The 14,500-nt window shown below is 42.9% G+C and carries 12 protein-coding genes, 2 pseudogenes and 1 riboswitch; of the genes and pseudogenes, 11 read left to right on the top strand and 3 right to left on the bottom strand.

The annotated features are described in order from the left end of the window. Positions 1–267: 267 nt before the first annotated feature. The 8 genes and pseudogenes from AAFM34_RS17945 to thiH all read left to right on the top strand — a co-directional run bounded on the left by AAFM34_RS17945 (position 268) and on the right by thiH (position 8,797). Positions 268–1,649, top strand: a pseudogene (locus AAFM34_RS17945) (multicopper oxidase domain-containing protein). 108 nt (positions 1,650–1,757) lie between these two features. Then, positions 1,758–2,141: a fluoride efflux transporter CrcB gene (crcB, locus tag AAFM34_RS17940; protein WP_341665190.1), complete on the top strand. Its 384-nt coding sequence runs from the start codon at positions 1,758–1,760 to the stop codon at positions 2,139–2,141. 69 nt (positions 2,142–2,210) lie between these two features. Further along, positions 2,211–2,309, top strand: a riboswitch (TPP riboswitch). A 167-nt stretch (positions 2,310–2,476) separates the two neighbouring features. Next, positions 2,477–4,417, top strand: coding sequence for a phosphomethylpyrimidine synthase ThiC (gene thiC / locus AAFM34_RS17935; protein WP_341665188.1), 1,941 nt, complete (start codon positions 2,477–2,479; stop codon positions 4,415–4,417). Continuing rightward, the gene (locus tag AAFM34_RS17930; protein WP_341665186.1) at positions 4,417–5,793 is read left to right on the top strand and encodes a thiamine phosphate synthase; all 1,377 of its coding nucleotides are present in this window, start codon (positions 4,417–4,419) and stop codon (positions 5,791–5,793) included. The genes thiC and AAFM34_RS17930 overlap by 1 nt, the downstream gene beginning before the upstream one ends. After that, complete coding sequence (locus tag AAFM34_RS17925) at positions 5,780–6,535, top strand: HesA/MoeB/ThiF family protein (protein ID WP_341665183.1); 756 nt, start codon at positions 5,780–5,782, stop codon at positions 6,533–6,535. Before AAFM34_RS17930 ends, AAFM34_RS17925 begins: the two co-directional genes overlap by 14 nt. Positions 6,536–6,608: 73 nt before the next feature. Next, entirely contained in the window at positions 6,609–6,863 is a 255-nt protein-coding gene (thiS, locus tag AAFM34_RS17920) for a sulfur carrier protein ThiS (RefSeq protein WP_341665181.1), read from the top strand. Between the two features lie 5 nt (positions 6,864–6,868). Next, the gene (locus AAFM34_RS17915; RefSeq protein ID WP_341665179.1) at positions 6,869–7,636 is read left to right on the top strand and encodes a thiazole synthase; all 768 of its coding nucleotides are present in this window, start codon (positions 6,869–6,871) and stop codon (positions 7,634–7,636) included. A gap of 18 nt (positions 7,637–7,654) precedes the next feature. Next, positions 7,655–8,797: a 2-iminoacetate synthase ThiH gene (gene thiH / locus AAFM34_RS17910; protein ID WP_341665177.1), complete on the top strand. Its 1,143-nt coding sequence runs from the start codon at positions 7,655–7,657 to the stop codon at positions 8,795–8,797. A 102-nt stretch (positions 8,798–8,899) separates the two neighbouring features. Here thiH and AAFM34_RS17905 read toward each other — a convergent pair whose 3' ends face one another. Beyond that, positions 8,900–10,687 carry an aminopeptidase P family protein gene (locus AAFM34_RS17905; protein ID WP_341665175.1) on the bottom strand — a complete coding sequence of 596 codons (1,788 nt, stop codon included), beginning with the start codon at positions 10,685–10,687 and terminating at the stop codon, positions 8,900–8,902. A gap of 96 nt (positions 10,688–10,783) precedes the next feature. Then, complete coding sequence (locus AAFM34_RS17900; RefSeq protein WP_341665173.1) at positions 10,784–11,725, bottom strand: LysR family transcriptional regulator; 942 nt, start codon at positions 11,723–11,725, stop codon at positions 10,784–10,786. Positions 11,726–11,834: 109 nt separating this feature from the next. On the opposite strand from AAFM34_RS17900, the gene AAFM34_RS17895 reads away from it, so the two are divergent. Then, positions 11,835–13,028, top strand: a complete 1,194-nt coding sequence (locus AAFM34_RS17895; protein ID WP_341665171.1) for a multidrug effflux MFS transporter — start codon at positions 11,835–11,837, stop codon at positions 13,026–13,028. An 83-nt stretch (positions 13,029–13,111) separates the two neighbouring features. Next, positions 13,112–13,396, top strand: a complete 285-nt coding sequence (locus AAFM34_RS17890; protein ID WP_114787644.1) for a hypothetical protein — start codon at positions 13,112–13,114, stop codon at positions 13,394–13,396. Positions 13,397–13,424: 28 nt separating this feature from the next. Here AAFM34_RS17890 and asnC read toward each other — a convergent pair whose 3' ends face one another. Beyond that, a complete protein-coding gene (gene asnC, locus AAFM34_RS17885; RefSeq protein ID WP_341665169.1) occupies positions 13,425–13,889 on the bottom strand; it encodes a transcriptional regulator AsnC in 465 nt (154 codons plus the stop codon). A 93-nt stretch (positions 13,890–13,982) separates the two neighbouring features. Here asnC and AAFM34_RS17880 point away from each other — a divergent pair. Further along, positions 13,983–14,447 (top strand): annotated as a pseudogene (locus tag AAFM34_RS17880) (GGDEF domain-containing protein); the annotation flags it as partial. Between the last annotated feature and the right edge of the window lie 53 nt (positions 14,448–14,500).

Raw genomic sequence — 14,500 nt, 5'->3', positions numbered from 1 at the left:
ATCTCTCCACCCCTGCCATATACAGAGGCTCTAGTCGAAAGACTGGAGCCTTTTTACTTTATAGCGATAAGCAGCGGATTCAGCTTATACCCAAAGAATGCGCTTGTTGGGAGTTCGAATCTCTTCACCTCTGCCGTATTTAGAGGCTGTTCTTGATACTGCTTTTATGCCTCATGGATGGTCGATGATTTTTGTTATATATCGATGAGAAGTGTTCTTATTTATCTGTTACATTTATCTTCTTGTTGAATTTACAGTCTAATATCCATGGATATCTCTCGTCGCCAATTTGTAAAATCTGGTTTAGCGCTTTCCGCACTCAGTGTTCTTCCAGCTTGTAGTTTAACTCGATCTTCTCATAATGAAGACGGATGGGTATATGATCTTACGGCAGAGCCCGCTTCAGCAGAGCTTGTTCCCGGTTATACAACGAAGGTTCTCGGTTTCAATGGTGAGATACCTGCTCCGACTATTCGGTGTCGTCAGGGGCAAGAGGTAACGATTCGATTTACTAACAAACTTAATGAGCCTACAACCATTCATTGGCATGGATTGCGAATACCTATAGAAATGGATGGTGTCCCATTTCTTAGCCAGCCACCTATTATGCCCGGTGAAACCTTTGTATATAAATTTACCCCGCCTGATGCTGGCACATTTTGGTACCATCCCCATATGAATAGCGTTAAGCAGTTAGGCATGGGCTTGGTTGGCTTGATCATTGTTGAAGAGTCAGTTCCTGTTCAGTTTGACCAAGAATATGACCTGATGCTCAAGCATTGGCACCTTGATAAGCAGGGGCAGTGGAAAGATCTTATGATCCCTCGCCTAAGTGCCAGAATGGGCACGCCGGGAGAGTGGAGTAGTGTCAATGGCGTCCATGAGCCGGTTTATCAGTTAAAAGAAAATGCAGCCACTCGGATACGTATTGCGAATGTGGATAATACTTTGACCTACCCAATTGCTGTTGAAGGCGCGCGCGCATGGGTTATAGCGATAGATGGTAATCCAATAGAATCTCCTTATGAGTTGTCTCAGCATAAAATTGGCCCTGGTATGAGACTTGACCTTGCTTTAATTGCTCCTAAGCAAGGAGAGCGTGTTTATGTGCGTTATATGAAGGGACGCTTCCCCTTCCCATTATGTGAGTTTGATATTGTCCATTCAGATCTTCCTGAGCAGAGAGCCATTCCAAAGCTGCCCCTTAACCCTGTTCCCGAGCTTGACCTTGATAATGCCCTAAAGCTCGATTTTGTATTCGAGTGGGAGGGTGCAGTATCACCAGTTGGCAAGAATGGTAAATCGATGCCTAAGTTCTGGTTAACCAATAAACGAGCATGGGAGGGATGTCAAAAGATAATATACCCGAGCCACTTGCTTCACTTGAGCTGGGTAAGACATACATTTTTTATCTAAAGAATGTTACTCAGTACCATCATCCTATTCACTTACATGGGCACACATTTACAGTGTTGGAGCTGAATGGCAAAAAAGTAGAAGAGCCTTTTCATACCGACACAGTGCTACTTGGTAAGAATGGAACAGCTAAAGCGGCGTTTGTTGCCGACAATCCTGGACGCTGGATGTATCATTGCCATGTGATTGAGCATATGAAGACAGGCTTAATGGGTTATATTGAAGTAAAGTGACTCCTGTAACTTTTAAAATCTCATATTATTTTGCAGTTATATTACTCGATAATTTGTTACTATTGATCGTTAACTATCCAAAGGTAACAGGCATTCTCTGGGGGGATAATGGGACAGCTTTCTATTCTTGGGTTTATTGCACTTGGTGGGGCATTGGGGGCATGTTCTCGTTATCTTGTGACTGAGTTTTTTGTTGCCTTACTTGGACGAGGTTTTCCTTATGGAACCTTGACGGTTAATGTGGCTGGCTCTTTTGTTATGGGGCTTCTCATTGCTGCATTTGAGAATGAAATGTTAGCCAGTGAGCCATGGCGCCAAATTATCGGCTTGGGTTTTCTTGGGGCTTTGACCACCTTCTCGACTTTTTCTATGGATAATGTTTTGCTGATGCAGCAGGGCGAGTTTTTTAAAATGGGCCTCAATATATTAGCGAATGTCGTTTTGAGTATTTCTGCCGCTTGGATGGGCTTTCAATTGATCGCCAGGCTCTAGTGACTGTCAATATTTCTCTAATTACTGTTTAACTTGGCTTGGTTTGACCAAGTCTCTTCTATATACTTTGTTTACTTGTCGGAGTGCCATAAGGCTGAGACCGTTTATTCGGGATCCGTTGAACCTGATCAGATTAGTATCTGCGAAGGGAACAAGAGAAGATATCTATACCAGCTTCAGTTCTGGTTTATCTATCAACTTGTCGAACACAGCTGTATCGTTATTGTTACTTGAAGTAAACCGATTTAGCTCTCGTTTGACACCTCTTGTCGCATCTTTCCGCCAAGCATTTTTATGACTTTTTATCTAAGAATAACAAAGCAAGGAAAAATGCTATGTCGAATCGCAAACAAGCTCGACTGGAAGCAAAACAGTTTATAGACACGCTTTCAGCTGCACCATATCCTAACTCTAGTAAAGTCTATGTTGAAGGCTCTAGGCCCGATATCCGTGTTCCCATGCGTCAAATTAGACTTTCAGATAGCTTAATTGGTGGAAGTAAAGAGAGTCCCGTTTTTGAGCCTAATGAAGCAGTTAGAGTCTATGACACTTCTGGGCCATATACAGATCCTGACCATGACATCGACCTTTATACTGGTTTGCCCAAACTCAGAGAGGGGTGGATCATAGAGCGCAGTGATACTGAACTACTAGACGATGTAAGTTCAGTCTATTCCAAGCAGCGCTTAGCGGATGAAACTCTTGATGACCTTAGGTATGGAAACCTTCCTTGTGTTCGTCGTGCCAAGAAAGGCCAATGCGTTACTCAGCTTCATTATGCTCGCAAGGGTATCGTAACTCCAGAGATGGAATATATTGCACTGCGCGAGAATATGGGGCGCGCAGTCTACCGAGATAAGACCTTAAACCAACAGCACCAGGGTGAAAGCTTTGGCGCCCATTTACCCAAGGATATTACCCCTGAGTTTGTGCGTCAGGAGGTTGCGCAGGGCCGTGCAATTATACCCTCCAACATCAACCACCCCGAGTCTGAGCCTATGATCATTGGCCGCAACTTTCTTGTTAAAGTGAACGCTAACATTGGTAATTCATCGGTTACGTCGTCAATTGAAGAGGAAGTTGAAAAGCTGGTTTGGTCAACTCGCTGGGGAGGCGACACGGTGATGGATCTTTCCACTGGCCGCAATATTCATGAAACACGAGAGTGGATTTTACGTAACAGCCCAGTGCCAATAGGCACGGTTCCTATGTATCAGGCGCTAGAGAAGGTCAATGGTGTTGCTGAAAACCTGAACTGGGAAGTTATGCGTGACACCTTGATAGAGCAAGCAGAGCAGGGTGTTGATTACTTTACCATTCATGCTGGCCTTCTTTTACGTTATGTCCCCATGACGGCTAAACGCGTGACTGGAATCGTTTCTCGTGGAGGGTCGATTATTGCCAAGTGGTGCTTGGCGCATCATGAAGAGAGCTTTCTTTACACACACTTTAGAGAGATTTGCGAAATTTGTGCCCAGTATGATGTCGCACTTTCCCTAGGTGATGGACTAAGACCAGGGTCTGTTGCTGATTCTAATGACGAAGCACAATTTGCCGAGCTGAGGACTCTTGGTGAACTCACCAAGATCACTTGGGAATACGATGTACAAGTTATTATAGAGGGTCCAGGTCATGTACCTATGCACATGATTAAAGAGAATATGGAAGAGCAATTGCACCATTGCCATGAAGCACCTTTCTATACTCTTGGACCATTGACTACCGATATTGCACCGGGCTATGACCACATTACATCGGGTATTGGGGCGGCGATGATTGGTTGGTACGGATGCGCCATGCTTTGTTATGTAACACCTAAAGAGCATTTAGGTTTACCTAATAAAGAAGATGTAAAAACTGGGCTTATTACCTACAAAATAGCTGCACATGCGGCAGATTTAGCTAAGGGGCATCCCGGAGCGCAAGTTCGAGATAATGCTTTGTCTAAAGCGCGTTTTGAGTTTCGCTGGGAAGACCAATTTAACTTAGCTCTAGACCCAGATACTGCTCGTTCTTTTCATGATGAAACACTACCTCAAGAATCAGGCAAAGTAGCGCACTTCTGCTCTATGTGCGGCCCTAAGTTTTGCTCAATGAAAATCTCCCAAGAGGTTCGAGAGTACGCCAAAGACAAGCAGCAGGTCGCTGCTGACCAAGCTATTAGAATAAAAATGCTGGATGATCCTCTGGAAGGAATGCGTAAAAAATCACAGGAGTTTCTAGCGACAGGGTCTGAACTCTATCATCCTGCAGTTCATGCTGAGGCCAATGAATAATGACAAAAATCCTTATTCCCAAGTCACTGATTGAGCTTACAGACCTGATTCAACGACATTTATTGAACGCTAAAGAGCAAGGGTTTGACATTAATGAGATAGAGTTGGGTGTGAGTTCTACTTCATCACTTAAAATAATTAAAGATCATCAGGTGACTGATTTTAATACGGATATTACTGATGATGCTTTAGAAGTGACTGAAAACACTCATCATGTCTACTATCATTCCAAGCTGTCCGCTCTAGATTATAAAAGTTACTCTCATAGCTCTTTCTATATAGGCATTGATGATATTGAAAAAAGCACAAAAAATCATATGGATATATGGTTTAACCCTGTAGCAGCAAAGACTCAAGCATTATCTTGTAGTCCTAAATTTAGTAGTGATAACTTCAAACCAGAGCAGCACTTTTGTTGGTTCGTTACGCTCTTCGCATTGGATTTCTCCATTGAAGACTCTTGGGTTTTGGCTCGAGCAATAACTAATACAAATGAGAATGTTCCACGTGAAACATATGTAGGGAATGACTTAAATCTAGGTTTGTTTAGGTGGCCGAATAAGATTTCTCAGTTTCCCATACCTATACTGAACGACTCACATTTAGGTATTAAATCAGGCTGTTCATCAAATATGTCTGATGGTCCATTTGCAGCTATTGCGAAAGATGGCTTAGGTATATACCCGATTGTCAGCAGCAGCGAATGGGTGGAAAAGCTACTAGAGTTAGGCGTAAAAACAATTCAGTTGCGCTTGAAGGGCCTAAGTTCAATTGAGTTGGAGAGGGAAATTGTTAGATCTATTGAACTTGGATGCCAATATGGTGGCCAAATTTTTATCAATGATTACTGGGAACTCGCGATTCAACATGGTGCTTTTGGCGTTCATTTAGGCCAAGAAGACTTAGAAGAATCAAATTTGGCACTTATCAACCAGGCCAATCTTCGGCTGGGCATTTCAACTCATGGTTATTATGAGCTTTTGTGTGGGGTGAGTCTTTGTCCTAGCTATATTGCCGTCGGACCTATTTTTCATACCAACTCCAAACAGTTAGCGTCAAAGCCACAAGGGCTTACCCGTTTGGCATTATACCAACAGCTCATCGACAATATTGGTTGTTGTTATATACCAAGCGATAGCGTTAAAACCCGCCATTGTCCTACGGTAGCAATTGGTGGTATTAACCAAGCGAATGCTGAGCAGGTCTTGCAATGTGGTGTATCCAGTATTGCCTTGATAGATGCTATTTCTACTTCAGATAACATAGAGACTAGCCTTAGTTGTTTTACTGAATTAATCGAGCGCTACGCAGACAAAAACCATGTTTACAAAGGAATTGCTTTAAAAGAACCTAGGAGAGCTTATGTTAACGGATGATGAGTTTACTCGTTATCAGCGGCAAATCGCTCTTCCAGAGATTGGCTATCAGGGGCAAGTTAAGTTAGGTCAGTCACATGTGCTCATGATTGGCTGCGGCGGACTAGGTAGCGCCGCAAGTTTATATTTAGCTGGCTCAGGTGTGGGTAAGTTGGTCATTATTGATGATGATGAAGTTGACTTTAGCAACCTCCATCGACAGGTTGTTTATCGCGATAAAGACATCTCTTCATCTAAAACTCAGGCGATGAGGAGCCAGTTATTAGCTTTAAACCCAGCCGTAAAGATACGAAGTTTGGATAAAAGACTGAGCAAATATCAACTCGAGCTAGAGGTAATGTTAGCTGACATCGTATTAGATTGCTCAGATAACATGCCTACTCGGCAACTGATTAACCAAGTTTGCTTAGAGCAGAATACAGATTTGATATCTGCTGCTGCTATAGGCTGGCTTGGGCAGTTCTGTGTTTTTGACTTTAGTTCGAAGAGGGAAAGTAATGCTTGTTATCGTTGCCTATACCCATTTGATGAAGTTGAGCAGGTACACAATTGCGCAGAGCTAGGTGTAATTGGGCCGGTTGTTGGGATTTTAGGAAACTATCAAGCACTTGCCGCCATTCAAAAGCTTGCAACTGGTCGGTTTCACTTCAAGGTACCTATGCTGCATAGGTTTGATGGCCTACAAATGCAATGGCAGTACTTATCGATAATGAAAGATAAACAGTGCAAAGTTTGTAGCTAAAGTTGTATTTAAACCAAGCTACATGTGATGCCTGGAGCATAAACTTTATCAAATATTTAAGGACAGGAAGGCAGTGACAACTTCTGAACAAAAAGTATTTCATCGTTCACAAGCGAACCATGATCTAATGACTATCGTAATTAACGATATTTCAAAACAGGTGGCTAAAGACTCAAACCTCGAGCAGATAGTAAATCAGTTAGGTTTGTCTGAGAACGGCTACGTATTCTCGATTAATAATCAAGTGGTCCCCGGTAGCGAGTGGACTGAGACTGTACTGGTAGAAGGGGATCGCATTTGTTTGTTTCAAGCGATCGCTGGAGGATGAGTGAGATGTTAGCAATTGGGGATAGACAGTTTGAATCAAGGTTGATTACTGGCACTGGAAAGTTCTCTAGTGGCAGATTGATGGCTGCAGCAATACAGGCCTCTGGTTCTGAGCTTGTCACCATGGCACTTAAGCGGGTTAATATTAACGACAGCAAAGACGATATTATTGCGCCGCTATTAGAAAAAGGCATAAGTTTATTGCCCAACACATCTGGTGCGAAAAACGCCGAAGATGCCGTTTTTGCGGCGAACCTAGCACGAGAGGCACTAAAAACCAATTGGGTAAAACTGGAAATTCACCCTGATCCCAAATATTTATTGCCTGATCCGACTGAGACACTAAAAGCTGCAGAGATGCTTGTGAATCAGGGCTTTATCGTAATGCCTTACTGCCATGCTGATCCTGTATTATGTAAACGGTTGGAAGAAGTCGGCTGCTCAGCTGTAATGCCTCTTGGCTCACCTATAGGGTCAAATCGGGGTCTAGTCACTAAGGATTTTTTGGACATTATTATTGACCAAGCTAGGGTACCCGTGATTGTTGATGCTGGAATTGGGTCGCCTTCTCATGCTGCCCAAGCGATGGAGATGGGTGCTGACGCTGTAATCGTCAACACGGCGATCGCAGCGTCCAGGGATCCTGTTAATATGGGAGAGGCGTTTAAATTGGCAGTGATCGCTGGCCGTATGGCTTATGAGGCAGGGTTAGCCAGTCAAGCTTATCATGCGGTTTCATCAAGTCCGTTAACTTCATTTCTTGATGAAATTTAGCGGAAAATGGAGAACTTGATGAGTTTCAGTAAAGAGTTTAAACACTTTGTTTGGGATGATATCTCTATTTCGATTTATGCGAAAACCGCAAGAGATGTTGAAAGGGCACTTAACAAAGAAAAACCGGACTTAGAGGATTTTAAAGCCCTTATTTCACCAGCAGCAGAGCCATACCTTGAATTGATGGCTCAAAAGTCGTATGCCATTACCCGTAAGCGTTTTGGCAATACCATCTCCTTGTTTATTCCACTGTACCTATCTAACCTGTGTGCTAATGCTTGTACTTATTGCGGTTTTTCAATGCAGAATCGCATAAAACGCCGTACTTTAAGTAAAGATGAAGTTATGGCAGAAGTGACAGCAATCAAACAGATGAAGTTTGATAGCATACTTTTGGTGACAGGAGAGCATGAAACAAAAGTCGGAATGGACTATTTTCGTCAAATGGTGCCAGTTATAAAGCGCAGCTTCAGTTATCTAGCAATGGAAGTTCAACCTCTTAAACAGCAACAATATGTTGAATTGAAAGCACTTGGCTTGGATGCGGTCATGGTTTATCAAGAGACATATAAACCTTCTACTTACGCTCAACATCACTTGCGCGGCAATAAGACTGATTTTGAGTTTCGGCTGGACACGCCAGACCGTCTCGCCAGAGCGGGTATCGATAAAATTGGACTGGGTGCACTAATTGGTTTAGAAGAGTGGCGAACGGACTGCTTTTTTGTTGCCGCACATCTAGATTATTTAGAGCGCAATTATTGGCAAACTCGCTATTCAATCTCATTTCCACGACTGCGTCCGTGCGAGGGCTCAAGCTCGTTGAATTATGTCCAGCCTAAGTCTGTGATGACAGATAAACAATTGGTGCAGCTTATATGTGCCTATCGTTTGTTTAACCCTCAGGTTGAACTTTCAATGTCAACACGTGAGTCTGCGACATTCAGAGATAATGTGTTCCCTTTAGGAGTAACCACTATCTCTGCAGCGTCAAAAACTCAGCCTGGTGGCTATTCATTCGAGCAGGAAGAGCTGGAACAGTTTGAAATTAGTGATGAGAGAAGCGCAATGGAAGTGGAAAGTGCAATCATAGCTAAAGGGTTTGAACCTGTATGGCGAGATTGGCATTCTGCTTATTCGGGAGTTCGCCAAGTACAATGAATGTTTCACGTGAAACATTCATTGTTGATAGTAGAACTATGGATAACTAAAAAAAGCTCCTTAGCTGGAGCTTTTTATTTGTGTATTACTTAGCGAGCGAGCTTATCGAGTGACAGTATTCGTTGCTTGACGTAGCCACTGCCTCACTTCACCCTCAACATGTTGGCTGACATCACTCCATACTTTTTGGTGATACTCGTTCAGCCAGTCTAACTCTGTGTCCGTCAACATATCAAAATTGATATTACGCTTATCGATTGGGCAGCGAGTTAGAGATTCAAAGCTAAGCACAGAAAAGTCGCCATTGGTTTCTGATTCAACCACTAGCTCGAGGTTTTCAATTCGGATTCCAAATGCGTCAGCTCGGTAATATCCGGGCTCGTTAGAGAGCACCATGCCAGCTGTGAGTGGAACGTCAATTTGTCGTTTAGAAATACTTGCTGGACCCTCATGAACATTTAAGAAATGTCCGACACCATGACCGGTACCATGATCGTAATCATAACCCTCTGCCCAAAGGTGCTGACGAGCGAGAGTGTCAATCTGATAGCCGCGAGTACTTTTGGGAAATTTAGCACGGGCAACATTAATATGGCCTTTAAGTACTAAAGTAAATTGCTTGATCATCTCGTCGCTAGGTTGACCAATGGCGATTGTTCGGGTGATATCCGTTGTGCCATCAATATATTGACCGCCAGAATCAACAAGATAAAGAGAGTCCATCTCAAGTTGTCCAGGCGTAGGTTGATTTTCATGATTGTAGTGACACATAGCTGCATTCGGTCCAGCCGCAGAAATAGTATCAAAACTCAGGTCCTGTATTGTCGGATCTTGATAACGAAATGACTCAAGTTTATCCGCTAGTATTGCTTCATTATGTAGATGCCCCGAGCTTACTTGCTCATCTAACCAAGATAAAAACTTCGTCATGGCTACACCATCGCGGATATGACACGCCCTCATGCCCGCAACCTCTGTTGCGTTTTTTGCGGCTTTTGGCATTAGACATGGGTCTGCACAATGAACAACATTCGCTCCCGCATTTTGTAACACCAGTTTGAACCAAGCATTGCTGTTGGCTGGATCCAAAATAACCTGCCTGCCAGTTAGAGCTTCTATTCTAGATTGAAGTGATTCTGGGTGGTGGACAGTGACATTCGGGCCGACATGAGAATGAAAGCCCTGTGGTAAGCGAGTTGGGTCAAGGAAATATTCAAGACTTGAGTCAGCATGTAAGATCACATTGGAAAGCAGCACGGGTAAGCGAGAGACATCAAGCCCACGAATGTTAAGCAGCCAGCATATGGAGTCGAGAGCGGTAATGACAACGCTGTCAGCACCTTGGTTTTTGATAAGTTCCGCGATTTGTTGACGTTTGCTTTCGCAGGTTTGACCAACAGCATCCGTTGGCATGAGGCGAACGTCAGAAACAATAGGCTCTGGACGATCATGCCAAAGCGCATCAATAGGGTTGGTGTCTAATATTTTTAGCTCTAGAGTATCTGCGAGTTTCTGCTGCGCCATACCTAACCAAGAGGCGCTGTGCATTCTTGGATCAATGGCCACACGAGAGCCTTTGGCTAGATGGGATTTAACCCAGTCAAGTACTGGTTCTTCAACTAGGTGTCGATACTCAAAGTGGTCGGCAGAAACTTGCTTGGTCACTTGCACCGTATAACGACCGTCGACAAAAATGGCTGCTTGGTCTTTTGTGATGACGGCGGCACCAGCAGAGCCAGTAAAACCGGTTAGCCAGTGCAAGCGTTCGTTATGCGCGGGTACATATTCACCCAAATATTCGTCTTCATGCGGTACAAGCAGTGCGTCGATATCTTTGTCTTTTAGCCATTGACGTATTGCAGTTAGGCGTTGCTCAGTAGTCTTAAGCATTTATCGTAATCCTTCATTTGTTGAGCGTCCTTGCTGACTAAATGACTGACAGCGGACGATGTGAATAAGCTACTCTTTTTGTCGTGAGCCTGCAAATCATCTAAGAGAGGTGGTTTTCTCTTCAATAATGCGTCGAAGCCATGAGATGGCAGGATCTTTTTCTCTATCTCGGTGCCAAAACATGGTGTAAGCCATAGGTGGAAACTCAAGCGGTAAGGGAAGTGTTGTTAAACCTAACTGCTGCGAGGAGAGTTTGATGAAATGGCTTGGGGCAGTAAAAATAAAATCAGTGTAAGAACAAAGAATTGCTGCACTGTTGAAGTCGGGAACTGTGATAGCAATATCTCTTTCTTTGCCAATATCTGCAAGGCGATAGTCAAGTAGCCAGCGATCATTGCCATCACACCTTACTTGAACGTGCCTCTGTGATAAATAGCTATCGAGATCCCAAGGATTCGAAAGGGCTGGGTGATTTTGACGCAATAGGCACATTTGGTTATCGCGATAGATTTCTTTTTCACAAATATCGTTGGGTGGCAGCATGGTCAATTTAGCATCATTAATATCGATGTCTTTACCGGTAATACCTAAATCCATATCACCACGTAAGATTTGATTAAACGTATTCTCTGTCCATGCGTGGGTACTAATAGTAACACTAGGTGCGCGCTTGAAAATTTCGGGAAGAAAGTGGGGTAGTATTAAGGGGTAAACACTCTCTACTGTGGAGATTTGGAAGCGATAGTCGCTAGAGTCAGGTGAAAACTCTTCTGGTTGAGTGATTTGTTCTAAGTGATTAATTAAGTTGTCGAGCTTTGGTTTCAAAAACAATACCTTAGGTGTTGGCTTTAGTCCGTGAGCATGGCGCACGAAAAGAGGGTCTCCAAATTGAGTTCTGAGTTTTGCTAAGTTTTTGCTCACTGCAGATTGGCTCAAACATAGGCGATGAGCAGCTCGGGTTACATTCAGCTCTTCAGCGAGTACATTAAGGCAAACAAGAAGATTAAGGTCGATGCGTGCCAACTTTTCTATATTCATATGAAATTCCCTTTTGGAATATCTTTGATGACTATGTGTCATTGGATGTAATAACTTGGTTCGAATACACTGTCAATAATTTCATCAACGCTTGCTAGGGTCTGAATTTATGTCAACTGCTGCCGCAAATAATCATAACCAAGGGCAAATTGTTCTTTTGGTGTTGCTAGTGCTTTTTAGCCCATTAGCTATTGATATTTATCTACCAGCATTGCCGCAAATGGCTGAGTCTTTCAGCGTCAAGCATGCTTTGATTCAAGATACAATTACATGGTTTTTGTTTGCTATGGGGCTTGGTCAACTATTTGCTGGTCCTTTGGCAGACAAACTAGGACGTCGAACTGTTGCATTAGGGGGAGTTAGTATCTACACATTGAGCGCCTTATTGGCGTGGGGGGCTCAAACAATAGAGTGGATGCTATTAGCTCGACTGCTACAAGGCTTGGGTGCATGTGCTACATCGGTAGCAGCCTTTGCAACAGTTCGCGATATTTTTGGACCAAACAAAAGTGGTAAAATTATCACTTACCTCAATGGTGCGATTTGTTTTATTCCTGCTTTGGCGCCAATTCTCGGCAGCTGGCTGACGCAAGAGTTCGGATGGCGAACGAACTTCTCATTTATGGTTTTATTCGGTGTGTTCGTGTATATAGCTCTGGCTGTATCTATGAAGGAAACCAATCCAAAACCGAGTTGCGAGCCTGTTTTTCGGGCCAGTCGCTATATGGCGGTATTAACTACTCCGTCTTTCCTATTTCATGCTTGCTTGTGTATGTTTTCAATGGCTGTGATATTGGGCTATGTTACCTCAGCTCCAGTTGTTTTAATTGAGGGCTTAGGGCTTAGTATGAATGACTTTACTTTCTGGTTTGGTATCAATGCCGTAGTAAATATTACTGCTTGTTTAAGTGCACCTAAATTTATGGACAGATATGGTACCTATAATGTGTTGATTGCTGCGATACTTTTATTGGGTTTAGGCGGAGTGCTGATGTTATTTCTGTCTCAATATCAAACTCCATTAGCCTTCATGTTGCCAATATTTCTATCTTCAGTCAGCTTCGCCTTTATTCTAGGTGGGGCTGCGGGTAAAGCCTTGGCACCGTTTGGGGATAAAGCGGGTACGGCAGCAGCATTACTAGGGTTGTTTCAAATGAGCGGCTCAGGCTTGGTGGTTGCACTCATGCATAGACTGGATATGCAACCTCATGTAATGATCGCACTGCAAATGTTTATTGTGGTACCAAGTGTTTTTATTTTGCTGAGTAAAACGGGTAAAAAATGGCATACAACCTTGGCTTAACTTGATCTAATTGCTTTGAACAACAAAAAAAACATTGTATATTTAAACTTCACTTCTAATAACAATGTGGACGCTTAACTTCGATGTCGATGACAACTTATGAAATGGCTCGTGTGCTGGAGCAGCTTGAAGACTCTCCAGAAAAAGTCATGTTTGGTAAATTACTCAATGAATTAGGTAATCAAAGCGGTGAGCGTATTCGTAGTGCAGCTAAGCAAGTTCCTTTGCACATGTTGCGCGATATTATCTTCCAATTCCAACAAGTCATAGAAGATAGAAAGGGCGAAGAGGTTGCCTCGATAGCTAAATCTATTGCCGAACAAGGCATTTCAGTTGACGAATTAAAACAATATTTAGAATCTAATTAATTTATTGCCCTCAGTGAAGGGGTAATTATTATGGGTTTACGTTTCTATTTATTGGGTTTTGCAGCGAGATCAAAGTTTCCGTTGACTGGACCTCATCAATTGCCTGCAACTTATCAATAAGTACGAATTGTAACTCCTCTATTGAGCGACACATTAACTTAACAAAGATGTTGTAGGCTCCAGTGGTGTAATAAGCTTCAACCACCTCTTCTAACGCATTTAACTTTTCTAGGGCTGAATGATAGTCACGAGCTGCGTTTAAGTTGATACCGATGAAGCAACAGACATCGTAGCCGAGCTTTTTAGTATCAACGATTACCTCTGTGCCTTGTATTACTTCAGCGGCTTTCATTTTTTCGATTCGAACATGGATGGTAGCCGGACTGACACCAAATTGCTTAGCCATTTCTGCATATGGTGTTCGAGCATCTTCCATTAAGGTTTTTAGAATAGTTCTATCTAAATCATCCATCTTAGTACTTTGGGCTTGCATTATGTTCTCAACTTAATATTGGTCTCTAGTTCAAATTATCACCAATGGTGATACTATTAGATTAATTGCCACATTAATATGAGAACTATTTTAGTGCGCTTTTGTCTCATTCTTCTAGCGGTATTTTATGCGGCGCTCTCGCATTCTCATGGTGCAGGTAAAGACGTCCTAGTTGTCCATTCATATCATCAGGGCTTTTTTTGGACTGATGCTTTCCAATTAGGGCTGGAAGATGTTCTGAAAGACGACCACCTTGTTTTGAGGGTCGAGTATCTCGATTCAAAACGGATACAGGATCCTACCTATCTAGAACAGCTCTACCAGCTATATAAAACTAAGTTAAACCAAGAAGAATTTTCTGCGATCGTCGTGAGCGATAATAACGCGCTGAATCTGATGCAGCGATTAGCGCCAGAAGTTGGTGAAACACCAGTCATATTTGGCGGGATTAATCACTATAGCCCCAGTATGCACTCTCAGTTAAGAGCGACGGGAGTGATTGAAGATATCGATATCTACAGTAATATAGCTCTGATAGAGCGCATTCAGCCCGAAGTTTGATCTGCTCCAGCCAGACTGGACACTTCATTAAGCGACATTTTGCTGTTCAA

The sequence above is a fragment of the Vibrio sp. genome (genome assembly GCF_038138445.1).
Taxonomy (GTDB): Bacteria; Pseudomonadota; Gammaproteobacteria; order Enterobacterales; family Vibrionaceae; genus Vibrio.
The sequence above is the reverse complement of the archived record's forward strand: the minus strand, read 5'-3'. Positions and strand labels throughout refer to the sequence as shown.

Coding starts and splice junctions, on each gene's coding strand:
- crcB (WP_341665190.1), top strand. CDS start 1,758: ATGGGACAGCTTTCTATTCTTGGGTTTATTGCACTTGGTGGGGCATTG.
- thiC (WP_341665188.1), top strand. CDS start 2,477: ATGTCGAATCGCAAACAAGCTCGACTGGAAGCAAAACAGTTTATAGAC.
- AAFM34_RS17930 (WP_341665186.1), top strand. CDS start 4,417: ATGACAAAAATCCTTATTCCCAAGTCACTGATTGAGCTTACAGACCTG.
- AAFM34_RS17925 (WP_341665183.1), top strand. CDS start 5,780: ATGTTAACGGATGATGAGTTTACTCGTTATCAGCGGCAAATCGCTCTT.
- AAFM34_RS17915 (WP_341665179.1), top strand. CDS start 6,869: ATGTTAGCAATTGGGGATAGACAGTTTGAATCAAGGTTGATTACTGGC.
- thiH (WP_341665177.1), top strand. CDS start 7,655: ATGAGTTTCAGTAAAGAGTTTAAACACTTTGTTTGGGATGATATCTCT.
- AAFM34_RS17905 (WP_341665175.1), bottom strand. CDS start 10,687: ATGCTTAAGACTACTGAGCAACGCCTAACTGCAATACGTCAATGGCTA.
- AAFM34_RS17900 (WP_341665173.1), bottom strand. CDS start 11,725: ATGAATATAGAAAAGTTGGCACGCATCGACCTTAATCTTCTTGTTTGC.
- AAFM34_RS17895 (WP_341665171.1), top strand. CDS start 11,835: ATGTCAACTGCTGCCGCAAATAATCATAACCAAGGGCAAATTGTTCTT.
- AAFM34_RS17890 (WP_114787644.1), top strand. CDS start 13,112: ATGTCGATGACAACTTATGAAATGGCTCGTGTGCTGGAGCAGCTTGAA.
- asnC (WP_341665169.1), bottom strand. CDS start 13,889: ATGCAAGCCCAAAGTACTAAGATGGATGATTTAGATAGAACTATTCTA.